The organism is Bradyrhizobium sp. Arg816 (genome assembly GCF_029989365.1).
In the GTDB taxonomy this organism is placed as follows: Bacteria; Pseudomonadota; Alphaproteobacteria; order Rhizobiales; family Xanthobacteraceae; genus Bradyrhizobium.
The window spans coordinates 368,301-390,976 of sequence record NZ_JAPRAQ010000001.1 but is presented as its reverse complement, the minus strand read 5'-3'; the positions used below and the strand labels follow the sequence as shown (position 1 = coordinate 390,976).

Genomic DNA, 22,676 nt, shown 5'->3' with positions numbered 1-22,676 from the left:
CCTCAGTGAAAGGTGTCGCCACTTCGCGGATCGGCCAGAAGCTAGCACCAGCCTATCCATCTCCGTGTCGGCCGAGGTGCGAACAAACGATTCCGGCAGCTTAGCGAGGCTCTGATGTTTGCGGGACGTTTTGCTTGCTCAATTGAGGAGGCAAGTACTTCGGCTTCCCGGGCGCTGTACTCGGTCTCGCTGGTAGGGCATCCCGCGAGGTGAAGGCGTCCCCTAGCTTCCGAAAAGACAGCGACGTGAGCGGCGATGATGGCATCATGCCACTGTTTTGCCCGACGGATCAAGCTGATTTCGTAAAATCCGCAGACGCCGGCCAGCAAGCCATTGATATCGCTGTCACCGGCTACTGTGCATGGGGTTGTTTTGGACTATTTTGTTGTGCGGCTCGCCGGGCCTGATCCGAACCGGCGCTAGTGCCCGCCGAGATAGGCCGTGATCAGCCTGGGATCGTGGATGAGATCCTTGGCGGGGCCGGACTGCACGACCTCGCCGGTCTCGAGCACATAGCCGTAGTCGGCCGTCTCCAGCGCGGCGCGGGCGTTCTGCTCGACCAGCAGGATCGAAACGCCGAGATCGCGCAGCGACGCGATGGTGCGAAAGATCTCGCGCACGATCAGCGGCGCGAGGCCGAGGCTGGGTTCGTCCAGCATGAGCAGCTTCGGCTTGGCCATCAGCGCGCGGCCGAGCGCGAGCATCTGGCGCTCGCCGCCGGAGAGCGTGCCGGCGGCCTGGCGTTGCCGCTCCTTCAGGCGGGGGAAGCGATCATAAACCTCGTCCAATGTCTTCTGGACGCCCGTGCGGTCGCGCAGGCTGTAGGAGCCGAGCAGGAGGTTGTCTGCGACCGTCATGTCGGAGAACAGCTCGCGCTTCTCCGGCACCAGGCACAGCCGGCGCTCGACGCGGTCTTCGACCGACATTCTGCCGATGTCGTGACCCTGGAAGACCATGCGCCCGCGAGAGGCGAGCAGGCCGATGGCCGCCATCAGCAGCGTGGTCTTGCCGGCACCGTTCGGGCCGATGACGGTGACGATCTGACCTTCCTCGACCGACAGCGACACGTTGCGGACCGCTTCGACATTGTCGTAGCAGACCGTCACATCCGTCATGGACAGCATCTCGCTCACGCGACGCCTCCGAGATAGGCTTCCTGGACCCGTTCGTCGCTGCGGATCGCGGCTGGCGCGCCTTCGCAGAGTTTTGAGCCGAAGTCGAGCACCACGATGCGGTCGACCAGCGACATCACGAACTCCATGTCATGCTCGACGATCAGGATCGTCAGATGGTCCGCCCGCAGCGACCTGAGCAGTTCCGCGAGCCGCAGTTTCTCCTGGCGGCGAAGGCCGGCGGCCGGCTCGTCCAGCACCAGCAGCGCAGGGTCGGCGGCGAGCGCACGCGCGATCTCAAGGATGCGCTGGTTGCCGAGCGGCAGATTGCCCGCGAGCTCGAACGGCTTGTCGCCGAGCCCGACGCGTTCGAGCTGCATCAGGGCCTCGTGCCGGGCGCTGGCCTCCTCGCGCTGGTTGAGGCGGAAGGCGCCGGCGAACAGGCCGCTGCGCGTGCGGGCATAAGTGCCGAGCATGACGTTTTCCAGCAGGCTCATGCGCGGTCGCAGCTTCACATGCTGGAAGGTCCTGGCGACGCCGGCCTTGGCGATGCGGGACTGCGCATCATGCGTGATCGGGCGTCCCGCAAAGACGATCTCGCCCTTGTTGACCCGGAGCGCCCCGGTCAGGCAGTTGAACATCGTGCTCTTGCCGGCGCCGTTGGGGCCGATGACGGCAAGGATTTCGCCGGCGCGGACCTCGAAGCTGACATTGTTGACCGCGACCAGGCCGCCGAACCGGCGCTCGGCGCCATCCACTTTCAGAAGCAGCTCTCCGGGCGTCGGTTGTGCACGACGGGGCAGGGGCGGCGCCGGTTGAGGTCGCTCGCGCCTGGCCTTGGGCAGATAGCGCACGACGAAGGGAACGATGCCCTGCCGGGCCCATTGCAGGAACAGGATGAACAGTGCGGAGAAGGCGACGATCTCGAGCTGGCCGGAGGCACCCTTGGCGATCAGCGGCAGATAGTCCTGCACGCTGTTCTTGAGCAGCGTGACGACGGCGGCCCCCACGACACCGCCGAGCAGGCTGCCGGCGCCGCCGACCATCGACATCATCAGATATTCGATGCCCATGCCGGCATCGAACGGACCGGGGCTGATGAAGCGGCTCATATGCGCATAGAGCCAGCCGGAGAGCGAGGCCAGGAAGGCCGCGATCACGAAGGTCGCGAGCTTGATGCGGAAAGCGTTGATGCCGAGGCTCTCGACCAGCGTATTGCCGCCGCGGAGCGCGCGCATGGCGCGGCCGAGCCGGGAGTCCAGCAGGTTGTAGCCGAGGAAAAGCACCGCGGCGACGATGCCCCAGATCAGGAAATAGATCTGGGCGCTCGTGACCAGCGCAATCGAACCGACGCTGATCGGCGGGATCGACGAGATGCCGTTGAAGCGGCCGAGCCCCTCGACATTGCCGAACAGGAAGCCGATCGCGAGGCCCCAGGCGACGGTCGAGAGCGAGAGGAAGTGACCTTGAAGCCGCAGGGTGACGACGCCGAGAACCGTTGCGACGCCGCAGGTCAGCACCACGCCGAACACGAGGCCGAGCCACGGGGAGTAGCCGTTCAACGCGGAGACCCACGCGCTTGCATAGGCCGCGACGCCGACGAACGCCGCCTGACCGAACGACACGATGCCGCCGACGCCGGTGAGGAGTGCAAGACCAATGGCGACCAGCGAATAGATGCCGATATAGTTCATCAGCGTGATGCTGAACGGACTGAGCACGAAGGGAGCCACCGCGAGACACAGCACGGCGAGGATGGCGGCAAACTGAATGTGGAGGCGCGTCATTCCTCGATCTCCTCCTCGGAATGCAGCGAGGCGAGGGATCGCCAGATCAGGATCGGGATCAGCAGCGAAAAGACGATGACGTCCTTGAGCGCGCTGCTCTCGAAGGAGGCGAAGCTTTCGAGGATGCCGACGCCGACGGCGCCGATCGCCGCACCGGGATAGCTGGTCATGCCGCCGACGATGGCGCCGACGAAGGCCTTGAGGCCGATCAGGAAGCCGGAATCGTAGAACACGGTGTTCACCGGCGCGATCAGGATGCCGGATACGCCGGCCATCAGCGACCCCAGCAGATAGGCGATCGTGCCGGCGCGGGCGGGGCGTATTCCCATCAGCCGGGAGCCGGTCCGGTTCACGGCCGTGGCGCGCAGCGATTTTCCGACCAACGTGAAGTCGAAGAAGAGGTAGAGGAGGCCGCTGAAAACGAGTGCCGCGATCACGATCAGCATGGTCTGGCCCGAGATCAGCACGCCCGCGAACTCGGTCGAGAGCGAGGTCAGCGGCTCGGTCCGGACCCCTTCGGGCCCGAAGAACAACAGGCCAAGGCCGACCAGCGCGAAATGCAGCGCCACGGACACCGTGAGCAACAGGAGCACGGTGCCGTCAGCGATGGGACGGAAGACGATCCGGTCCAGCAGCGGAGAGATCGGCGTGATCAGCATCAGCGCCAGCACGAGCCTGACGGCAAGCGGCGGGTCCAGGCGCATGACAAGCCAGGCTGCACCGACCACGGCGAGCGGAAGCAGGAGATAGAAGGACAGCGCGCGGGGCAGCAGCCGGAGTTCGCCGGAGCGCATCAGCGAGATGATCTCGATCAGGGTCGCAAGACAGGCCAGGATCACGACCAGCGCTCCCGTGCCCGGAAAGCGCTTCGCGTCGAGGGCAGCCAGCGTCAGCGCAGTGAAGGCCGCGATGTCGCCGAAGGGAATGAAGATGACCCGTGTCACCGTGAAGATGAGGACGGTCCCGATCGCCACCAGGGCGTAGACGGCCCCGGTGGCGATCCCGTCGATCGCGAGAATGGCTGCAATGTCGCTCGTCATTGAGACGTCGTTGCTCCCTGTGATGCCGGGGCCATTGATCCGGTTATGGCGCGTACTTCCAGGCGCCGCCGGTCAAGCGCACCACGACGAGCGAGCGCTCGTCGACGCCGGTGACCGCACCGGGCTTGAAATTGTAGACGGCATGCACGCCCGGCAGCTCCTTGGTGCTGAGGATCGCGTCCCGCAGCGCGGTGCGGAATTCCGCCGTTCCGGGCTTGGCGGTCTTCAGCGCCCGCTCGGCGGCGTTGGCGAAGATCAGCCAGGCGTCGAAGGAATAGGCGGAGAAGCCGTCGGTGGTCGGGATGTTATGGGTCTTCTGGTAGACGCTGCGGAAATCCAGCGCGATCTTCTTGGCAAAGTGCTCGTCGGGAAGCTGCTCGGCGACGATTACGGGACCCGCGGAGACCTGAATGCCGTCGGCCGCCTTGCCGCCGACATTGACGAAGTCCGGATTGACGAGCGCGACCGTGCCGTAGGTGTTGCCCTTGAAGCCCCGCTCGGCCAGCGTGAGAAGGGGCAGCGCGCCTTGCGTACCCGAGCCGCCGTCGAGCACGGCGTCGGGACGTGCGGCCATCACCTTGAGGATCTGCGCGGTGACCGAGGTGTCGGTGCGGGCATAGCGCTCGTTGGTCTGAATCTTGATGTCGCCCGCGGCTTCGGCGGCCTTGGCGCCGTTATAGACGAGGTCGCCCCAGGCATCGGAGAAGCCGACATAGCCGATGTTCTTCATGCCGTCGCGCTTCATGCGGTCGGCGACGATCTTGACGAGGAGCGAGGCCGGCTGCGGCACCGACACCACCCACTGCTCCGGTGTATCCGGCAGCTTGCCGATCGGCGAGACCGCGATCATCGGCACTTTCAGCTCGCTCGCCACCGCCGCCATGGCGATGGTCGAGGGCGCCGTGGCCGTGCCGATCAGGAGATCCACCTTCTCTTCTTCGACCAGCTTGCGCGCATTGCGGGTCGCGGCCGACGGGTCTGAGCCGTCGTCGAGCTGGATCAGGCGAATGGTCTCGCCGTTGATGGTCTTCTTGTATTCATGGGCGGCGTTGATGCCGCGCCCATAGGGGATTCCGATCGACGAGCCGTTGCCGCTCAGCGAGGTGACGAAGCCGATGGTGATGTCGGCCTGCGCAGCCGGCGCTGCGAAGAGTCCGGCGACAGTTGCGAGTAGGCTCAGAGTCTTGCGCATACGCGTTCTCCTCCGTTGTTGCTGGATAGGAATGCCTCGAAGCTGTCGTGCGGGGACCCCGAACGACGAATGAACCGATTGAAAGCATTGCTGCAGCGCCGAAATCCGGGCGCGACCGAAGAGGGTTTGCTCGGCCGGATCTCAGCGGCCATGGCGCTGGTTGCCGCTCGAACGACAGGCCCATCGGCAGATGCGGGCGGGACTTTCCTGAAGCAACGAAAGGCCGTTGGCCCGGCCGCGATGCGCGGCCGGCGATGGTGCTGCTGCCGGCTGTTCGAGCACGGCGACTGTCCACACGATCGAGTCTCTCAAAATCGGTGCCCTGCAACATCATGGTCATGGCCACCGGTCCCTGGCCGGTGATGAATTACTTAAAGCCTAAAGTATTGTTGGTGGAGCCGTCAACACGTGTCACGCCTCTGTCAGAAAAAATGTTGTTGCATACAATTTCGCCAGAGTGCGGCGCCCCCGTGTCGATCGAGCGTACGAAAAGGCCGTGCTTGCCTTGCCGTAGCAAGGGCCGTCACCGGCGACGCCGAGCGCATTTGACGCGTGAATTAGTTTATGATTGAAATATCTTCATCGGCCGTCGACGACCGATCCTCCGATCACCGCCTGAGGAGAAGGACGATGCGCATCTTCTGGCAGAGCTTCGTTGATGCGAGCGTGAACGCGCCCTACATGGCGCGGCTGTCGGAATACCTCAACAACATCGCCGCATCGGGCACGACAGTTCACGTCGAGGGCATTTCGCCGCCCGACCGGGAGTTCGGACGGCTCGCGGAATTGCGCTGCGCCGTCCAGGCGATCGACAACGGCATCGCAGCCGAGGAGGGTGGGTTCGACGCCTTCGTGATGGGACATTTCCAGGATCCCGGGCTCTACGAGTTGCGTTCGACGCTCGACATTCCCGTGATCGGGACCGGCGAGGCGACGTTGTTGGCGGCCTCTCAACTCGGCCGGAGACTCGGCCTTGTGACGCTCGATCCCGTCTTCGAGGTCTGGCACTACGAGCAGGCCGAGCGTTATGGCCTCGGCGATCGCGTGGTCCACGTGACCGGCCTCGGCTGCAAGCCGGCGGATTTCGCTGATGCCTTTGACGGAGATCAGGCCGCGCAAGCCCGCATGATCAAGGACTTTGTCGCCTGCGCACGTCCGCTGGTCGAGCACGGCGCCGACGTCGTGATCCCCGCCGGTGTGCTGCCCGGCCTTCTGATCGGAAGGGAGCATGGCCTCAAAGTCGGGCACGCGCCGGTGGTCAATTGCGCGGCCGTGGCGCTGAAAAGTGCCGAGATGTGGGTGCAGCTCCGGCAGCTCAATGGCACGGAGCCCAGCCGCGGGCCGAGCTTCAAGCGGGCCAGCGCCCAGGCGCGCGACGATTTCCGCGCACTGCTTGCTCGCAACAGCCGGTAAGACTGGAGAATGAATCATGATGACTCCCGAAAAGATCCTGTACGAGACCGAGGTGACGGCAACCGGCGGCCGGGACGGCAAGGCCGCCAGCGCCGATGGCCTGTTGTCGGTATCGCTGTCCTTGCCGAAATCGCTGGGCGGCCCCGGGGGCGAAGGCACCAACCCCGAACAGCTCTTTGCGGCCGGCTACGCCGCGTGCTTTCTCGGAGCGGTCAAGCTCGTTGCGCGTACCCGGAAGGTCGTCCCATCCGCTGAGCCGTCAGTGACCGCGAAGGTTGCGATGGGTCCGGTTCCCGTCGGATATGCGCTCGCCGTCGAACTGAAGGTCAATCTGCCCGGTGTCGAGAGGTCGGTGGCCGAGGAGGTCGTCGCGGGCGCGCACGAGCGCTGTCCCTATTCGAATGCAACACGCGGCAATATTGCCGTGAAGCTGACGGTCATCTGAGACAATGAACGAGGCGGGCGGTTGGTGACCAATACCTTGCGCACACCGTACGACGGCGTCGTGATTGCTGCGCCCGTCACGATTCCCTATGTGCGCTACTCCATCGAGAGTGCGCAGTGGTGGATCGGGCGGGCACTGAGCACGCTCGTTGCGCAGGCTGGCATCAAGGCTTCCGACATCGACGGTCTGTGCGTCTCCAGCTTCACCATGGGCACCGACAGCGGGATCGGGCTGACGCAGCATTTCGGGCTCTGCGTGCGATGGCTGGATACGATTCCGCTCGGTGGCGCCAGCGCCATCGCAGGCTTGCGAAAAGCGGCGCGCGCGGTTCAGGCGCGCGACGCCGACATCGTGGCGTGCATCGCCGGCGATACCAACCACGTCGATTCCTTCCGGCTGACGCTGGAGAACTTCTCGCGCTTCAACCAGGATGCCGTCTATCCCTATGGCGCCGGTGGCGCCAATGCGAGCTTCGCGCTGATCGCCCGCAACTACATGCGGACCTTCGGCGTCACGCGTGAGGATGTCGGCAGGATCGCCGTCGCCCAGCGCGCCAATGCCCTGCGCAACCCGCATGCGCTGATGAAGACGCCGCTGACGATGGAGCAGTATCTGGCGGCACGGCCGATCTCCGATCCCATCCATCTCTTCGATTGCGTGATGCCTTGCGCCGGCGCCGAGGCCTTCCTGGTGATGCGGGACGAGACCGCGGCCTCGCTCGGGCTGACAGCAGCACGGCTGCTTTCGACGATCGAGCGGCACAATGCCTTTGCCGACGATCCGATACAGGTCCGCGGCGGCTGGGCAATGGACATCGGCGAGCTCTACGCAATGGCCGGCGTGAAGCCTGACGATCTCGATATCGTGCAGACCTATGACGATTACCCCGTCATCACGATGATGCAGTTCGAGGATCTCGGCTTCTGCAACAAGGGGGAGGGCGCCGAGTTCGTGCGCCAGCACGACCTCACCATCGACGGTGACTTTCCGCACAACACGTCGGGCGGGCAGCTCTCGGCCGGGCAGGCCGGTGCCGCCGGCGCCTATCTCGGTCTCGTCGAGGGACTTCGACAGGTTCTGGGGACTGCAGGCCCCACCCAGGTCAGGAATGCGAGCCTCGCCTTGGCCTCGGGGTTCGGTATGATCAACTATGACCGTGGTCTCGCCTCGGGCGCCGCGATCTTTGCAGGGCCGTCGCGATGATAGAGCCGATCAAGCCGCCCCGGCGCAAGAATCCGCTGCTGCGGACGCGGCTGCCTGCTTCGCCGCCGCGACCGCGCAGCAGAACGTCGCATGGGTTTACGCGGGCGGCCGCCGAGGGCCGCTTCATGCTGCAACGCTGTGAGGCTTGCGGTTCTTTTGCTTATCCGGCGCGGGAGGCCTGTCCGTCTTGCCTGTCGGCCGGCCTTGCCTTCGTCGATGCGCCACGACAAGGTGTTCTTCTTGCCGAAACGACCGCGCGCGTGCCGAGCGACGTCTATTTCCGCGAGCGGGCGCCCTGGCGTATCGGCCTCGTGAAGATGGATTGCGGTCCGACGATTGTGACGCACCTCCATGCCGACTGCGTGGAGGGCGCACCGGTCCGCATGTCGTTTCAACTCGACAAAAGCGGCCAGGCAGTGGCCTTTGCCCATCCCGAAGGGGAGACTCCCAACATGGCAGACGACAAGCAGTGGCGGGAAATGACGGCCGATCCGAAATTCCGGCGCGTGCTGGTCACCAACGGTCGGAGCATGATCGGTCAGGAGGCCGTCGCCGCTCTGAAGGCCGCGGGCGCCAAGACGGTCTTCGTCGGCGTTGCCGAACCGTGGCGGCCTTTCGCCGGCGAGCAGCTGCTGCGCGGTCAGGACGGAATCGAGATCGTGACCCTTGACGCCGCCGACGAGAAATCTGCGGCCGATCTCGCGGCCGACATCGGCGGTAAGGTCGATATCCTCGTCAACACGACGGAATATGTGCGGCCGGGCGGCCTGCTCGACCGCAGGGGCACGAGCATCGCGCGCGACGAGATCGACCAGGCCTATCTCGGCTTCATCAACCTCGCGCAGGCCTTCGGCCCCGCGATGCGGATGCGGGGTGCCGATGGCATCAACAACAGTGCCGCGTGGGTCAACATTCTCTCGGTCCATGCGCTGGCGAACTGGCCGGCCTTTGGCGCCTACTCGGCCTCGCAAGCGGCGTGCATGTCGCTCTCGCACTGCCTCCGCGCCGAGCTCAGGCCCGGCGGCGTCAGGGTGATGAATCTGTTCACCGGGCCCGTCGACACCGAGTGGTTCCAGACCGTACCGCCGCCGAAGGTCGCGCCGCGCGCAATCGCGCAGGCGATCGTGTCGGGGCTGAGAGGCGGGCTCGAGGAGATGTATGTCGGAGATGTCGCCGAAGAGATCCGGCAACGTCTCGGGGCCAATCCGAAAGCGCTCGAGCGCGAGCTCGACAGGTGACATCTGGATTTCAACCAAGCCGGAGGACGTGACGATGCAGAGCAACAATCTCCTGGAGCTGGCGGGTGCGGTTTCTTCCGGCGCGGTGCGCGTCGTCGATCTGACCTTCACGCTCAGTCCGGATTTTCCGGTCATCGTGCTGCCGCCGGAGTTCGGCCAGGCCGCGCCGGTCCGCATCCAGGAAATCTCGCGTTACGACGGTCGCGGTCCGGCCTGGTACTGGAACAATGTCACGTTCGGCGAACACACCGGCACGCATTTCGATGCGCCGATCCACTGGTTCACCGGCAAGAACCTGCCGAACAATGCCGTCGACACGATGCCGGCCAAGGACATGATCGCGCCGGCATGTGTGATCGACTGCTCCGCTCAGGCGGCGCAGGATCCCGATTTCCTGCTGACGGTCCCGCTCGTCGAGGCCTGGGAAGCAAAGCACGGCCGGATCCCCGAGCGGAACTGGGTGCTGCTCAGGACCGACTGGTCGAAGAAGGGCTGGCGCGACTATTCCAATCTCAAGGATGACGGCGCACACACGCCCGGCCCCAACGCGGCCGTCATGAAATGGCTGGTGGAGGAGCGCGGCGTTATCGGGTTCGGCACCGAGACCATCGGTACGGATGCGGGGCAGGCCGGGCATTTCGAGCCGCCTTATCCGGCGCATCATTTCCTGCACGGCGCCGGCCGCTACGGCCTGCAATGCCTTTGCAACCTGGATCAGCTTCCGGCCACCGGGGCGGTCATCGTGGCCTCGCCACTCAAGATCCAGAACGGTTCCGGCAGTCCGCTTCGCGTCATCGCGCTGGTTGCGTCAACCTGAATCCAATCCATGGCGCGTGCCAATCGGAACAAGAACATCCTCACGAAAGACAGGTGCCATGAACTTGATCAAGAGCCTGCTGGCCTCCACTGCATTGCTTCTCGCCGTCCCGCAAATTGCTCAGGCCGAGATCCTCGTCGGTTTCGTCACCGGTCTCAGCGGGCCGGTATCCTCGATCGGCATCCCGAATGCAAAGGGCATCGCCGCGGGAGAGGCCTATGTCGGTGAGATTGGCGGCGAGAAGGTCCGCGTCATCCAACTCGACGACGCTTCCGATGCCACCGCCTCGGCGCGCAACGCGCGCAAGCTCGTCGAGCAGGAGAAGGTCGATATCCTGATCGGAACGTCGGGCGCGCCGCAGACCCTGGCGATGGCGACCGCCGCGATCGAGATGAAAGTGCCGATGATCGCAGTTTCCCCGATCGCATCCGTTCCGGACGGCGAGGGCGGTCCCTGGGTCGTGCAGACGCCGCAGCCAATGCCGCTCCTGGTCCGTGGCATCGTCGACCACATGAAGGCACAGGGATTGAAGACGGTTGCCTTCATCGGGTTCTCGGATGCGCTCGGCGACCTCTTGTATGATTCGCTGTCGCAGAGCGCCAAGGCGGTGGACATCAAGGTCATCGCCAACGAGCGCTATGCCAGATCCGACTCGTCGGTGACCGCACAGGTGCTGCGCGCGCTAGCGGCGCGTCCCGATGCCATCATGCTCGGTGGCACCGGAACGCCGGGCGCGCTGCCCGCCATCGCCTTGGCCGAGCGCGGGTATAAGGGGCCGCTCTACGGCAACAATGGAATGATCAGCGCCGACTTCCTGCGCCTCGCCGGCAAGACCGCCAATGGCATCATCTGCCCGACCGGGCCGGTGATCGCGGCCGAACAGCTTCCGGCGAGCAATCCGATTCAGAAAGTCGCCTTGGCCTACCGGGCGGCCTATGAGAAGGCGAACGGCGAGATGCCGACCGACTCGTTCTCCTCCTACTCATTCGATGGCTGGGTGGTCCTTGTCGATGCCGCCAAGCGCGCGATGGCATCGGGTGCCAAGCCCGGCACGCCGGAATTCCGCGCAGCGCTTCGTCAAGCGCTGTTCACGACCAAGGAGGTCGTCGGGACGCAGGCCGTCTACACCTATACGCCGGCGGATCGGCATGGCGTCGACGATCGCTCGCGCATCCTGGTCCAGATCGACAACGGCAAATACAAGCTGTTGCCCTGAGGCGGAAGCATGATCGTGACGGAGAACGCGCCGGTGAGCATCAGCGACGCGGTCGGCCGGGAGAACGTGCCCCCGGCCTGGGCGTGTGCAGTGACGTCGTTTCCGCCGTCGGACCGCATCCTCTCAACGATCCTCACGCGGCAGGCCGAGCGCTATGGCGATCGTGTCCTGCTTGTCGCGGGGGAGGCGCGCTGGAGCTTTGCGCAGACCGCGGCGATCGCGGCCGCGTCGGCCCAGGCGCTCGTCGATGCCGGGATCAAGCCGGGCGATCGGGTTGCGCTGATGTGTTCGAACCGTCCGGAGTTTTTGCAGGTCTATCTCGGCTGTGCGTGGCTTGGCGCCATCGCGGTCCCGATCAATACCGCGCTGCGCGGCTTCCAGCTGTCCCACATCTTCCGCAACTCGCGTCCCGCGCTCCTCGTCGTCGAGGCTCAGTTCGTCGACGCGATCGAGAGTGTCGAGGCGGGTGTCGAGCTGCCACCTCGCACCTGGATCGTCGGAGTTGCCGCCGGTGCAATCGATGCCCGGCTTTCCGCCGTATCGTTGCCGGCGCTCGGAGCCGTCGCCGCGGCGGGTGCCGCGCGTCCCGGCGATACCGTTGCGATCCTCTACACGTCGGGCACGACGGGGCCAGCGAAGGGTGTGTGCTGTCCGCAGGCGCAGCTGTTCTGGTGGGGCATTTATTCGGCGCGGGCGCTTGGCATCCGCGAGGGCGATGTGCTGTTCACGACACTGCCGCTGTTCCACACCAACGCGCTCAATGCGTTCTATCAGGCGCTCCTGAACGGCTGCACCTACGTGCTGGAGCCGAAATTCTCCGCGTCCGGCTTTTGGGCGGCCGCGCAACGGCACAAGGCGACGGTCGGCTATCTGCTCGGCGCAATGGCGTCGATGCTGCTGGCGCAGCCGAAGAATGCGAGCGACTCGACGCATCGTCTTCGCGTTGCGCTTGGCGGCGGCGTGCCGCCGCAAATCCACGATCCGTTCGTTCAGCGGTTTGGCGTGCCGCTGGTCGACGGCTACGGGTCGACCGAAACCAACTTCGTGTTCGCGGGCACGATCCCGTCCGATCGTCCGGGAACGATGGGCTATCTGGCCGAAGGCATCGAGGCGCGGATCGTCGACGAGAATGATTCAGCACTTCCTGACGGACAGGCCGGCGAGCTCTTGCTTCGCGCCGGAGAACCCTTTGCCTTTGCCACCGGCTATTTCGGCATGCCGGAGAAGACGGTCGAGGCCTGGCGGAATCTGTGGTTCCATTCGGGCGATCGGGTCGTTCGGGATGCTGACGGACATTACCGCTTCATCGACCGCATGAAGGATTCGATCCGCAGGCGTGGCGAGAACGTATCCTCGTGGGAGGTCGAGCAGACCATCCAGTCCCATCCCGCGGTCGCCGCCTGCGCGATCTACCCGCTGCCGTCTGAGTTGGGCGAGGACGAGGTTGCGGCTGCGATCCTGCTGGAGCCGGGCCAATCGCTCGAGCCCATCGACATCGTCAGGCATTGCGAAGGCCAGATCGCCTATTTCGCCATCCCGCGCTATGTGCGCATTCTGAACCAGATGCCGTTGACTGAGAACGGCAAGATCAAGAAGGGCGTGCTGCGCGAGGCGGGCATCACCACGGATACGTGGGATCGCGAGGCGGCCGGAGTGAAGCTTCGGCGCTGACTGTCGGTCCGCTCAGGGTTTTTGCAGTGCGTCCCTGACGGCGCCTTTGAGGTCGTCGAGCTCGCCGATCAATCCGTCGAAGCGGTCCGCCGGGAAATCGGCCAGCAGCTCGGCAAGCCACGCGCCGTGACTCTTGGCCATTCGCCTGAAGGTCTTGCGGCCTTCGACCGTCATGCAGACAATCTGCACGCGGCGGTCGAGGTTCGACGGCGTGCGGGTGATGTATCCATCCGCGACCAGGCGGTCCACGATCGGCGTGAGGTTCCCGGCCGAGACCATCAGCCGCTTGGGCAGCTCTCCCAGCACAAGCCCGCTCGGTTCTCGGTCGAGCTGAGCGAGAACATCGAAGCGGGGCATCGTGAAATCGAACTCATCGCGAAAACGGCGCCGCAGCTCGCCTTCGATGAGGGTCGTGCAGGCGAGCAGCCGGAGCCAGACCCGCGTTTGAGCCCTGTACTCGGCCTCCTGATCCGCCCCATTCTTTGAAACAGGCGTGGACTCCTTCGCGAGTGCCAATCGAATCTCCCGGGCTTGATGGCCTGACGAAAGCCGGCGCAGCTGTCGTGGTCACCGGCAAGATAGTTCGTGCCAAAAGTAAATTCAAGGCTGCGCCGGAGCGGCTCGGAATCGGCGCTACCGTGTGTCCAATTTACACTGAATCTCCAGATCGACGCCGCGGAGACCAGGCCGTGGGCCGGGTCTTTGCAGAACCGCCTTGACAAGATGCGTGCCGAGGAAATATTTTATGCTTAAAATAATTTGGGTGAAAGCTCGGCACACGGCGCGACGCGCGAAAGCGAGGGATCATGCGCATAGTCTGTATCGGCGGCGGCCCGGCCGGTCTCTATCTGGGCTTGCTGATGAAGCGCCGGCACCCGGAGCACGTCATCACGGTCGTCGAGCGCAACAAGCCCTACGATACGTTCGGCTGGGGCGTGGTGTTCTCCGACGCCATGATGACCGCGATGCGGATTGCCGATCCCGAGAGCGCCGCCGAGATCGAGGACGCCTTCAATCACTGGGACGATATCGAGCTCGTCTTCAAGGGAACGCGCCAGCGCACGAGCGGCCACGGCTTCATCGGCATCGGCCGCAAGCATCTGCTCAACATTCTCCAGAGGCGCTGCGAGGCGCTGGGCGTCGAGCTCGTCTTCGAGCGCGACGTCGAGTCCGATCTTGAATATCCCGACGCCGACCTGATCGTCGCCTGCGACGGCGTCAATTCCAGGATCCGCGCCCGTTACGCCGAGCAATTCCAGCCCGACATGGTGATCCGGCCGAACCGCTTCATCTGGCTCGGCACCAAGAAGGCGTTCGACGCCTTCACGTTCGATTTTCAGAAGACCGAGCACGGCTGGTTCCAGGCCCACATCTACAAGTTCGATGCAGAGACCTCGACCTTCATCGTCGAGACCACGGAAGCAGCCTACCAGGCCCACGGGCTCGACAAGCTCGATCAGCAGGGCTCGATCGAGTTCTGCGAAAAAATCTTTGCCGAGACGCTCGATGGCGCGAAGCTCCTGACCAATGCGCGCCATCTGCGCGGCTCGGCCTGGCTCAATTTCAGCCGCCTGATCTGCGGCAAATGGAGCGTGTTCAACGGCAAGTCTCATGTCGTGCTGATGGGGGACGCCGCGCACACCGCGCATTTCGCCATCGGATCGGGCACCAAGCTCGCGCTCGACGACGCCATCGAGCTCGCCAACCAGTTCGATGGCCATGGCCACGGTCGCGCCGGCATCGAAACCGTGCTCGACGCGTACGAGGAGGTGCGCCGCGTCGATGTCGCGCGCATCCAGAATGCGGCGCGCAACGCCATGGAATGGTTCGAGGTGGTCGGCCGGCGCTATGCCGATACGCTCGAGCCGCCGCAATTCTTCTATTCGATGCTGACACGCTCGCAGCGCATCAGCCACGAGAACCTTCGCCTGCGCGACCGCACCTGGCTGGAAGGTTTTGAGCGCTGGTTCGCCGAACGCGCGGGCATAGCGGTCAAGGACGGCGAGCGGGTGCCGCCGCCGATGCTGACGCCGCATCGCGTGCGCGGCCTTCCGCTTGCGAACCGCATCATGGTCTCGCCGATGGCGATGTATTCGGCGCAGGACGGGCTGATCGACGACTTCCACATCGCCCATCTCGGCGCGCGTGCCATGGGCGGCGCCGCGCTGGTCTTTGCCGAGATGACCTGCGTCTCGCCGGATGCGCGGATCACGCCGGGCTGCCTCGGGCTCTGGAACGATGCGCAAGCGGCGCAGTGGCGCCGCCTGGTCGATCTCGTTCACAGTGTCGGACACGCCAAGGTGGGAATTCAGCTCGGCCATGCCGGGCGGAAGGGCGCGACCCGGGTGCCGTGGGAAGGAATCGATCAGCCGCTGGTATCGGGGGATTGGCCTCTGATCTCCGCGTCGGCCTTGCCGTATTTGCCCCACAGCCAGTTGCCGCGGGCGATGGACCGCGGCGACATGGACCGCGTGCGGGACGATTTTGTCGCGGCAACACGTCGTGCCGCTGCCGCCGGCGTCGAGTGGCTCGAACTCCATTGCGCGCACGGTTATCTGCTGTCGAGCTTCCTCTCGCCGTTGACCAACCGGCGTACGGACGAATACGGCGGCAGCCATGAAAACCGCGCGCGCTTTCCGCTGGAGGTGTTCGAGGCCATGCGCGCGGTGTGGCCGCCCGATCGGCCGATGTCGGTGCGCCTGTCCTGCCATGACTGGACCGACGGCGGTAACATTCCGGCCGATGCGGCGGTCTTCGCTGCGATGTTCAAGGAGGCCGGGGCAGACCTGATCGATTGTTCATCGGGGCAGGTCTGGAAGGATGAGCGGCCGATCTATGGACGCCTGTTCCAGACGCCGTTCGCCGACCTGATACGCAACGAGGTCGGCATTGAGACCATCGCAGTCGGTGCGATCTCCGAGGCCGATCACGCCAATTCGATTCTCGCGGCCGGCCGCGCCGATCTCTGCGCCATCGCGCGGCCGCATCTTGCCGACCCGGCCTGGACGCTGCACGAAGCCGCACGCATCGGCATCACCAAGGTCGAGTGGCCGAAGCAGTATCTGTCCGCCAAGGGACAATACGAAACCAATCTGGCGCGCGCTGCGGCAGCTGGCGCGCAATGAGCGGAGGAGGGATCAGATGAGCTCCACGGAGAAAGTGATCCGGCGCGAATGGCTCGACTGGCCGTTTTTCGAGCCGCGTCATCATGCGGTCGGCGAGGCGCTCGACCGCTTCGTGCGGTCGGGCGCACTCGACACGATCGATCACACTGATGTCGATGGCGCCTGCCGCAAGCTCGTGCGTGCGATGGGCGAGGCGGGGGTGCTCGATTGCGCCGTCGCGGCGCCCGACGGCGATGCGACGACGATCGATTCACGCTCGATCTGCCTGTCGCGGGAGTCGCTGGCCTATGCCGATGGCCTCGCCGACTTCGCCTTCGCCATGCAGGGGTTGGGCTCCGGCGCGATCGCGCTCGGCGGCTCGGCGGACCTGCGCAAGGCCGTGCTGCCGAAAGTTCGCGCCGGCGAATGGCTGGCGGCCTTCGCGCTGTCCGAGAAGGAGGCAGGATCGGACGTCGCAGCGATGTCCTGCACGGCGCGGGCCGACGGCAACGACTACGTCATCGACGGCGAGAAGACCTGGATCTCCAACGGCGGCATTGCCGACGTCTACACGCTGTTTGCGCGAACGGGCGAGGCGCCGGGCGCCCGCGGCATCTCGGCCTTTGTCGTCTTCCCGGATGATCCCGGCTTCGGCATCGCCGACCGCATCGACGTCATCGCGCCGCATCCGCTGGCGACGTTGCGCTTCACCAATTGCCGGATTCCGTCGAGCCGTCGTCTCGCCGCGCCGGGCGGCGGGTTCAAGCTCGCAATGCAGACGCTGGATATTTTCCGTGCATCGGTCGCCGCTGCAGCCCTCGGCTTTGCCCGGCGAGCGCTCGACGAAGCGCTGTCGCATGCGCGCAGCCGGCACATGTTCGGTGCGACGCTGGGAGATCTCCAGCTGACCCAGGCCGCGCTCGGCGACATGGCGACGGAGACTGACGCCGCCGCGCTCCTGACCTACCGCGCGGCCTGGCGCCGCGACGTCCAGAAGCTTCCGACGACGCGCGAAGCTGCAATGGCGAAGCTGACGGCAACCGAGACCGCGCAGCGCGTCATCGACCGCGCCGTCCAGATGTTCGGTGGCCGCGGCGTGCGCAAGGGTGAGATCGTCGAAAGCCTTTACCGCGAAATCCGTGCGCTGCGCATCTACGAGGGCGCGACCGAGGTCCAGAAACTGATTGTCGCGCGCGATCTCCTGAAGCCGCGCTGAGAGGATTGAGAGCCCCGCATGACTACGATGAGAAAGCCGGAAGGCCCCGCGGCGAGCGGTCTGCAAGTGCTTCAGCCCGGCGGCTGGCCGCAGCCGAAGGGGTACGCGAACGGCATGATGGCGGAAGGACGTCTCGTTGTGACGGGTGGTGTCGTCGGCTGGGACATTGCAGGCCGGTTTGCTGATGGGTTTGTCGCACAGGTCCGGCAGGCACTCGAAAACATCGTCGCGATCCTGGCAGAGGGGGGCGCGCGGCCGGACCATCTCGTGCGCCTGACATGGTATGTCGTCGACATGGATGAATACACCGCGAATCTGAAGGCGCTCGGCAAGGCCTATCGCGAGGTGGTCGGCACCCACTACCCCAGCATGGCGCTCGTGCAGGTGGTGCGCCTCGTCGAGCCATCCGCGCGCGTCGAGATCGAAGCGACTGCCGTCGTCCCGCGCTGACGAGGGCGTGCGCGAAGGAGTGCTGCGGCCCATCGCGCGGGCTCATGGGCCGCTACGCGACCGGAATGAATGCATATCCTCGTCCTTCTTCGACCACTCTGCCGATGCCTGGTCGACCCAAATGAGCGCCGGCCAGCCATGTCTGCGCATTTGCTGCGTCCTGGAGCAACTTGATCCGGGTAGCCCTCGCCACGGCTTCGTCATCGTCATAGGTCCAGGTAAGGTCCGGACGGGAAAACTGTGCGGCGGGAACGTGGATGAGGTCGCCGCAGAATAGGACATCGTCCTCGTCAGCGTTGAGGAGATAACCCATATGGCCCCGAGCGTGCCCAGGTATATCCACCGCCAGTAAATGTTCGGCCAGCCGATCTCCTCCGTTAATGGGGGCAAGGAGCGAACGAAACTGCTCCAGCACCGGCTCGGCAAGAAACTCCTCGACGGCGTCTTCCCCTATCACAATCTTCCTCAGGTCATTAAAGGCTCGTCGACCGTCAGGCATCAGGAGACCATTGATGTGGTCGCCATGAGCATGAGTGAGGGCGATCATCGTGACCGATGACGCGTCGATGCCTGCCTCTGCCATCGCCTCCACGAGGTGACCCATGGATGGGTCCCAACTCCCGCCCGCTCCACAATCGATCAAGACGCGATCCATGCCAGAGCGATCGAATAGGAAGCAGTTGACCGATAATCGAACCAGCGACGCGTCCCGCTGAGGCGGTTCGATCTGCCTGCCTACTTTGTTGCCTGGATGTTTGAGGGATTCGGCGGGGAGGTCGACATATCCATCAGAGAGTGACCAAATCCTCCATGATCCCGAAGCGCAGCACAGGGTGTTGGGGCTTTGTGACAGAACTTTCACGGACAACCCGACAAGCGTTGATTCACTTTCTTAAAACGACACCGAAGTCGTCAGATTTTCGAAGTCATCACCTTCTGAGCGATCTTCCAGGTTCCTTCGATCTTCAAGCATGACAACATGTCGGTGAAGGAGCGCGGCGGAATTTGCAATTTCAGCTTCAAAAGCGCGAGCTCTCCCTCAACGTCAATCGAGAGGATCTGATCTTGGCGCTCCAGGCCCTGTTGCTTCGGAGCTTTCAAATTGCGGACAGCTGCCAGCCACGTCGCAATTGGCGTCACGCTCACGTTGCCGTCGTCGCCGACCTTGGTCACGGAACTGGAGGGATGAAATATAGACGCGAATTTGTCGGCATCCAATTCATAGGCGCTGTCGAAATAGGTCTGCGCCAGGGAGCGCAAGGCACGAGCATCGGTATCCATAGGCTTGTTATCCATAACGTTTGGAACGGGAAGAAACTGCGCGTGGCTGGAAAGCTTCGTCTCCGGCCGAAACCTGCAGATTGTTGCCTCAAGTCTTTCTTGCTGACCGAACCTAGGACAAAGTAGCTTATGAGGATAGGCACATTGAATGACATGGGGTCATGAGGGATATTCATAAATTATGAGAAACGAACTGAACGAACTCGCTACGTTTGCGATCGTCGCCAGAGAACGAAGCTTCACGCGGGCTGCGGCAAAGATCGGTGTGTCTCAGTCTGCCCTGAGCCACACGATCCGGGGACTCGAGCAACGGCTCGAGCTGCAGCTTCTTGCTCGAACGACCAAGAGCGTCGCACCGACCGCTGCAGGCGCAGCTCTCTTGAAAGAATTGTCTCCGGCACTCGAGCAGATTGCTCGTGCCATCAACGAAGCCCGAAACGTTCGGCACCGGCCTGCAGGGCGGCTTCGAATTGTCATGTCCCGGTCGGCCGCCGTGATGGTGTTGTTGCCGCGGCTCACGGCATTCGCGGAAGCCTACCCCGATATCGTTCTTGACGTCGTTACTGTCACTGGCCCCGTCGATCTCGTTGCGGGTGAGTTCGACGCTGGCATTCAACTTGGCGAGTACATTCAGAAAGACATGATCGCGGTGCGGGTAACCCAGGAATTGCGATTGGCGGTGGTCGGATCGCCTGGCTATTTTTCATCACGAAGCATTCCTCGGAAACCCAAGGATCTAAATGACCACCGATGCATAGGCCTGCGTCTTCCGGGCGGTCCATACAGGTGGGAATTCGAGAAAGGACGAAAGGCGATCACGGTCGGCGTGAGTGGCCCGCTCATCATTGACGATACCCACCTGGTGATCCAGGCGGCACTCGCCGGCGCCGGCCTGGGACTCGCATTCGAAGAGCAGATCGCAGAGCATGTTGCGAAACGTCGCCTTATTCGCGTGCTGGAAGATTGGACGCCGCCAATTCCCGGATTCTTCATGTATTACCCCAGTCGTCAGCATCAGCCGGCTGCGCTGTCTGCACTGACGAACGCGCTGCGAGCCTCTTAACCATAATTCGACACGACGGACTGTATAGTGGCACCGTCCGTCACCCTGGCGATGAACCAAGGGCTGGTCGAATTGGAAAGGACGGGAGGGCGCTGTCTTCCTGGCCACGCGTTCGAGTGCCGCATCATCACAGAAAATACCGAACGTTTCGTCCCCCGGTGGTGGACTAATACCGAGCCGGCACATGTTGCGAAGTCGGCGTGCATCCATCGCGGATGGTGCCTCCGCCAACGCGGCGAGCGTAGCGGCTGATCGAGGTCGCCGAGGTACTCCCGAATTCCCGCAGCATCGTCGCGGTCACAGATTATAAATCGACATTGTTAGCATCGCCATTTCCTGCTGACAGATATGCAAATTCATTCTGAGGAGGGAATTTCTCAATGTTGAAGCATTACATCAAGGCCACGGAAGCGTTGAAGCGTCTGCGCACGGACCAGGACGGCGTGGTGTCTTTCGAGTACATCATTGTCGCGGCTTGCATCATCGGCGCCGTGACCGCGGCGTTCGGTACCGGAGCCGGCGGTGCTATCGCGACGGCGCTGACGGGCGGTATTACCGCCATCACGGCCGCTTTCACCGCGGCTGTGTAGTTCAGGCATCTTGCCCCGGAGGGGGGCACCGGAATCTGCCCCCCAATTTTCTTTCGGCGTGCATTCATGAATTGAATTGCTCCCACAGCATCACTTCTGAAAGTTCTGACTTCGAGCCAAGCAGGGATTCCTCCCATGTCGAGGTATCACGTCAAGTGCATGAATGCGCTGAAGCGTCTGCGCACGGACAAGGACGGAGTGGTGTCGTTCGAATACGTGATGCTTGCGGCTTGCATGGTCGGCGCCGTGAGTGCTGCTTTGGGTACGGGCGCTAACGGAAATGTCGCGAACGTGCTGACGAGCGGAGTTGGTGCGATCAGCGCCGCGATCAGCGCCGCCGTCGGAAGCTAATACAGCCGTCTTGGCTCGTGAAGTCACGGGAGAATGTCGCTACGGTTTGTTTGAGGCGTGCGTTTGATGAGTTGGATTTTTTCCATAACCTCGTTTATCGAAATCTTATTGTTGCTATACGTCGCAAGTATCGATGTCGCGACAAGATTGATCCGAAACGACATCTGCCTGGCGCTGGCGCTGCTCGGGATCGCTGGTCAATTCGCCAACCCGATGCAAATCCTCGAATCCCTGATCGCAACGACGATCCTGTTCCTGCTGCTGTTCATGATTTACCAGCGGGGATTGATTGGTGGCGGTGATGTCAAGCTGCTGGTCGCACTGGCGATCGGTCTTCCGCTGACGGGCGTGATTCAGTTGTTGACGATCACCGCGCTGGCCGGCGGCGTCCTTGCCCTGGTGCATGTGATGATGCGCCTCCTGCCACATCCCCGGCTCGCGCCCGCCGGATCATCGCTCGTACGTCGCGTCTACGCGATAGAGCGTTGGCGCCATTTGCGACACGCGCCGTTACCTTACGGGGTTGCCATAGCGTGCGGTGGTATCTGGACGGTTTTCAGCAAAGGACTTTGACATGTCATCCGCTTTGCGCCTCTCGATCATCATGGTGTTTGTGCTGGCGACGGCAGCGCTCGGGCTCATCGCCTACAGCATGAACCTGCCGAAGGCACAGGTCCCGGTCCAGATTGCGGAGAGTACTCCGGCTCCGGCGCCTGCCCCCGTCGGGTATTTCGTCGCGGCACATCCGCTACCGAGAGGGACGCTGGCCCGCGATGAAGATTTCACGACCCGCTCCGCGTCATCGTCGGATGGCGTTCCTGCAGGGGCAATCCTTGATACGCCCGACGCCAGGATCGGACTTCGCGGATCGCTGGTTCGTAACTTCCTCGACACTGGCAGTCCCGTCACATCGAAGGACATATTGCGCCCGCGCGAACGGGGTTTCCTCGCCAGCGTGTTGGCGCCGGATAGCCGTGCGATCAGCATCAATGTTGACGCCGCCTCCGGTGTCTCGGGTCTGATCTGGCCGGGTGATTACGTGGATGTCGTGTTGACCGAGGAGTCGACGACAGCAAGCGAGAAGCAAAATCCGGATCACCAGCACGGCACGCTGAGCGAAACCGTCGCCCACAATGTTCGAATTGTCGCGATTGACCAGGAGATCGTGCAAGGCGGCTCGGCCAGCAACGCCTCGGCCGGTAAGGTGGCGCGTACCGTATCGCTGCAGCTCGCGCCGGAGCAGGTCAAGAAAGTCGTCGTCGCAGCGCAGCTCGGGAAGCTCTCCCTCGCCGTACGGTCAGCGGTCGATCGACAGGATACAGGGGACACCGACGCGACGGTCGTGATCTATGCACGCAATAGCGGCACGAAATACTCGGTTCGGAGAGACGATGCAGGGAGCACGCGCATGGCGTCGACTGGCGATGTCTTGCCGGCGATCGCCTCATCAACGCCGGTCGCTTCGGCCGCATCGTCACGTCGGTAAG

22 protein-coding genes are annotated in these 22,676 nt (G+C 63.7%); 15 read left to right on the top strand and 7 right to left on the bottom strand.

The genetic code is table 11. From position 1 onward, the window contains the following. Positions 1-419 precede the first annotated feature (419 nt). The 4 genes from OWC48_RS01850 to OWC48_RS01835 are packed head-to-tail and all read right to left on the bottom strand — an operon-like array spanning position 420 to position 5,131. Positions 420-1,133: an ABC transporter ATP-binding protein gene (locus OWC48_RS01850; RefSeq protein WP_282518394.1), complete on the bottom strand. Its 714-nt coding sequence runs from the start codon at positions 1,131-1,133 to the stop codon at positions 420-422. After that, on the bottom strand, positions 1,130-2,899 hold the full coding sequence (locus OWC48_RS01845; protein WP_282518393.1) for a branched-chain amino acid ABC transporter ATP-binding protein/permease: 1,770 nt from the start codon (positions 2,897-2,899) through the stop codon (positions 1,130-1,132). The genes OWC48_RS01850 and OWC48_RS01845 overlap by 4 nt, the downstream gene beginning before the upstream one ends. Next, complete coding sequence (locus tag OWC48_RS01840; protein ID WP_282518392.1) at positions 2,896-3,939, bottom strand: branched-chain amino acid ABC transporter permease; 1,044 nt, start codon at positions 3,937-3,939, stop codon at positions 2,896-2,898. The genes OWC48_RS01845 and OWC48_RS01840 overlap by 4 nt, the downstream gene beginning before the upstream one ends. Before the next feature lie 43 nt (positions 3,940-3,982). Further along, positions 3,983-5,131, bottom strand: a complete 1,149-nt coding sequence (locus OWC48_RS01835; protein WP_282518391.1) for an ABC transporter substrate-binding protein — start codon at positions 5,129-5,131, stop codon at positions 3,983-3,985. Positions 5,132-5,761: 630 nt separating this feature from the next. On the opposite strand from OWC48_RS01835, the gene OWC48_RS01830 reads away from it, so the two are divergent. The 7 genes from OWC48_RS01830 to OWC48_RS01800 are packed head-to-tail and all read left to right on the top strand — an operon-like array spanning position 5,762 to position 13,134. Beyond that, positions 5,762-6,544 carry an aspartate/glutamate racemase family protein gene (locus OWC48_RS01830; RefSeq protein ID WP_282518390.1) on the top strand — a complete coding sequence of 261 codons (783 nt, stop codon included), beginning with the start codon at positions 5,762-5,764 and terminating at the stop codon, positions 6,542-6,544. 16 nt (positions 6,545-6,560) lie between these two features. Next, on the top strand, positions 6,561-6,989 hold the full coding sequence (locus OWC48_RS01825) for an organic hydroperoxide resistance protein (protein ID WP_368860653.1): 429 nt from the start codon (positions 6,561-6,563) through the stop codon (positions 6,987-6,989). Positions 6,990-7,013: 24 nt separating this feature from the next. Continuing rightward, positions 7,014-8,192, top strand: a complete 1,179-nt coding sequence (locus OWC48_RS01820; RefSeq protein ID WP_282518389.1) for a thiolase family protein — start codon at positions 7,014-7,016, stop codon at positions 8,190-8,192. Beyond that, complete coding sequence (locus OWC48_RS01815; RefSeq protein WP_282518388.1) at positions 8,189-9,430, top strand: SDR family NAD(P)-dependent oxidoreductase; 1,242 nt, start codon at positions 8,189-8,191, stop codon at positions 9,428-9,430. Before OWC48_RS01820 ends, OWC48_RS01815 begins: the two co-directional genes overlap by 4 nt. 34 nt (positions 9,431-9,464) lie before the next feature. Then, the gene (locus OWC48_RS01810) at positions 9,465-10,247 is read left to right on the top strand and encodes a cyclase family protein (RefSeq protein WP_282518387.1); all 783 of its coding nucleotides are present in this window, start codon (positions 9,465-9,467) and stop codon (positions 10,245-10,247) included. 58 nt (positions 10,248-10,305) lie between these two features. Next, positions 10,306-11,463, top strand: a complete 1,158-nt coding sequence (locus OWC48_RS01805) for an ABC transporter substrate-binding protein (RefSeq protein WP_282518386.1) — start codon at positions 10,306-10,308, stop codon at positions 11,461-11,463. A 9-nt stretch (positions 11,464-11,472) separates the two neighbouring features. Continuing rightward, positions 11,473-13,134 (top strand): ATP-dependent acyl-CoA ligase, encoded by a 1,662-nt coding sequence (locus OWC48_RS01800; RefSeq protein ID WP_282518385.1) that lies wholly within the window; start codon positions 11,473-11,475, stop codon positions 13,132-13,134. A gap of 12 nt (positions 13,135-13,146) precedes the next feature. On the opposite strand, the gene OWC48_RS01795 is transcribed toward OWC48_RS01800, so the two are convergent. Continuing rightward, on the bottom strand, positions 13,147-13,650 hold the full coding sequence (locus OWC48_RS01795) for a MarR family winged helix-turn-helix transcriptional regulator (RefSeq protein WP_282518384.1): 504 nt from the start codon (positions 13,648-13,650) through the stop codon (positions 13,147-13,149). 290 nt (positions 13,651-13,940) lie between these two features. On the opposite strand from OWC48_RS01795, the gene OWC48_RS01790 reads away from it, so the two are divergent. From OWC48_RS01790 to OWC48_RS01780, 3 genes are read left to right on the top strand one after another with little or no spacing between them, the layout of a single operon-like run. Further along, positions 13,941-16,259: a bifunctional salicylyl-CoA 5-hydroxylase/oxidoreductase gene (locus OWC48_RS01790; RefSeq protein WP_282518383.1), complete on the top strand. Its 2,319-nt coding sequence runs from the start codon at positions 13,941-13,943 to the stop codon at positions 16,257-16,259. 16 nt (positions 16,260-16,275) lie between these two features. Then, positions 16,276-17,454, top strand: a complete 1,179-nt coding sequence (locus OWC48_RS01785) for an acyl-CoA dehydrogenase family protein (RefSeq protein WP_282518382.1) — start codon at positions 16,276-16,278, stop codon at positions 17,452-17,454. Positions 17,455-17,472: 18 nt separating this feature from the next. Further along, on the top strand, positions 17,473-17,904 hold the full coding sequence (locus tag OWC48_RS01780) for a RidA family protein (RefSeq protein WP_282518381.1): 432 nt from the start codon (positions 17,473-17,475) through the stop codon (positions 17,902-17,904). Positions 17,905-17,956: 52 nt separating this feature from the next. Here the strand turns inward: OWC48_RS01780 and OWC48_RS01775 are convergent, their stop codons facing one another. Continuing rightward, positions 17,957-18,766: an MBL fold metallo-hydrolase gene (locus OWC48_RS01775; RefSeq protein ID WP_282518380.1), complete on the bottom strand. Its 810-nt coding sequence runs from the start codon at positions 18,764-18,766 to the stop codon at positions 17,957-17,959. 50 nt (positions 18,767-18,816) lie between these two features. Then, entirely contained in the window at positions 18,817-19,185 is a 369-nt protein-coding gene (locus tag OWC48_RS01770; RefSeq protein ID WP_282518379.1) for a nuclear transport factor 2 family protein, read from the bottom strand. Positions 19,186-19,366: 181 nt separating this feature from the next. Between OWC48_RS01770 and OWC48_RS01765 the strand changes: the two genes are divergently transcribed. The 5 genes from OWC48_RS01765 to cpaB all read left to right on the top strand — a co-directional run bounded on the left by OWC48_RS01765 (position 19,367) and on the right by cpaB (position 22,675). Continuing rightward, positions 19,367-20,248 carry a LysR substrate-binding domain-containing protein gene (locus OWC48_RS01765; protein ID WP_306664154.1) on the top strand — a complete coding sequence of 294 codons (882 nt, stop codon included), beginning with the start codon at positions 19,367-19,369 and terminating at the stop codon, positions 20,246-20,248. Positions 20,249-20,628: 380 nt separating this feature from the next. Next, positions 20,629-20,838 (top strand): hypothetical protein, encoded by a 210-nt coding sequence (locus tag OWC48_RS01760; protein ID WP_282518378.1) that lies wholly within the window; start codon positions 20,629-20,631, stop codon positions 20,836-20,838. Positions 20,839-20,973: 135 nt separating this feature from the next. Continuing rightward, positions 20,974-21,189: a Flp family type IVb pilin gene (locus OWC48_RS01755; protein WP_282518377.1), complete on the top strand. Its 216-nt coding sequence runs from the start codon at positions 20,974-20,976 to the stop codon at positions 21,187-21,189. 66 nt (positions 21,190-21,255) lie between these two features. Continuing rightward, the gene (locus OWC48_RS01750) at positions 21,256-21,762 is read left to right on the top strand and encodes a prepilin peptidase (protein WP_282518376.1); all 507 of its coding nucleotides are present in this window, start codon (positions 21,256-21,258) and stop codon (positions 21,760-21,762) included. A 1-nt stretch (position 21,763) separates the two neighbouring features. Then, positions 21,764-22,675 carry a Flp pilus assembly protein CpaB gene (cpaB, locus tag OWC48_RS01745; protein ID WP_282518375.1) on the top strand — a complete coding sequence of 304 codons (912 nt, stop codon included), beginning with the start codon at positions 21,764-21,766 and terminating at the stop codon, positions 22,673-22,675. The last annotated feature ends 1 nt before the right edge of the window (position 22,676 follow it).

Excerpts from the sequence above, each read along its gene's own strand:
- OWC48_RS01805 (WP_282518386.1), top strand. The coding sequence starts at position 10,306 with ATGAACTTGATCAAGAGCCTGCTGGCCTCCACTGCATTGCTTCTCGCC.
- OWC48_RS01810 (WP_282518387.1), top strand. The coding sequence starts at position 9,465 with ATGCAGAGCAACAATCTCCTGGAGCTGGCGGGTGCGGTTTCTTCCGGC.
- OWC48_RS01800 (WP_282518385.1), top strand. The coding sequence starts at position 11,473 with ATGATCGTGACGGAGAACGCGCCGGTGAGCATCAGCGACGCGGTCGGC.
- OWC48_RS01765 (WP_306664154.1), top strand. The coding sequence starts at position 19,367 with ATGAGAAACGAACTGAACGAACTCGCTACGTTTGCGATCGTCGCCAGA.
- OWC48_RS01815 (WP_282518388.1), top strand. The coding sequence starts at position 8,189 with ATGATAGAGCCGATCAAGCCGCCCCGGCGCAAGAATCCGCTGCTGCGG.
- OWC48_RS01750 (WP_282518376.1), top strand. The coding sequence starts at position 21,256 with ATGAGTTGGATTTTTTCCATAACCTCGTTTATCGAAATCTTATTGTTG.
- OWC48_RS01830 (WP_282518390.1), top strand. The coding sequence starts at position 5,762 with ATGCGCATCTTCTGGCAGAGCTTCGTTGATGCGAGCGTGAACGCGCCC.
- OWC48_RS01840 (WP_282518392.1), bottom strand. The coding sequence starts at position 3,939 with ATGACGAGCGACATTGCAGCCATTCTCGCGATCGACGGGATCGCCACC.
- OWC48_RS01790 (WP_282518383.1), top strand. The coding sequence starts at position 13,941 with ATGCGCATAGTCTGTATCGGCGGCGGCCCGGCCGGTCTCTATCTGGGC.
- OWC48_RS01845 (WP_282518393.1), bottom strand. The coding sequence starts at position 2,899 with ATGACGCGCCTCCACATTCAGTTTGCCGCCATCCTCGCCGTGCTGTGT.
- OWC48_RS01770 (WP_282518379.1), bottom strand. The coding sequence starts at position 19,185 with ATGGATACCGATGCTCGTGCCTTGCGCTCCCTGGCGCAGACCTATTTC.
- OWC48_RS01760 (WP_282518378.1), top strand. The coding sequence starts at position 20,629 with ATGTTGAAGCATTACATCAAGGCCACGGAAGCGTTGAAGCGTCTGCGC.
- OWC48_RS01780 (WP_282518381.1), top strand. The coding sequence starts at position 17,473 with ATGACTACGATGAGAAAGCCGGAAGGCCCCGCGGCGAGCGGTCTGCAA.
- cpaB (WP_282518375.1), top strand. The coding sequence starts at position 21,764 with ATGTCATCCGCTTTGCGCCTCTCGATCATCATGGTGTTTGTGCTGGCG.
- OWC48_RS01825 (WP_368860653.1), top strand. The coding sequence starts at position 6,561 with ATGATGACTCCCGAAAAGATCCTGTACGAGACCGAGGTGACGGCAACC.
- OWC48_RS01835 (WP_282518391.1), bottom strand. The coding sequence starts at position 5,131 with ATGCGCAAGACTCTGAGCCTACTCGCAACTGTCGCCGGACTCTTCGCA.
- OWC48_RS01755 (WP_282518377.1), top strand. The coding sequence starts at position 20,974 with ATGTCGAGGTATCACGTCAAGTGCATGAATGCGCTGAAGCGTCTGCGC.
- OWC48_RS01785 (WP_282518382.1), top strand. The coding sequence starts at position 16,276 with ATGAGCTCCACGGAGAAAGTGATCCGGCGCGAATGGCTCGACTGGCCG.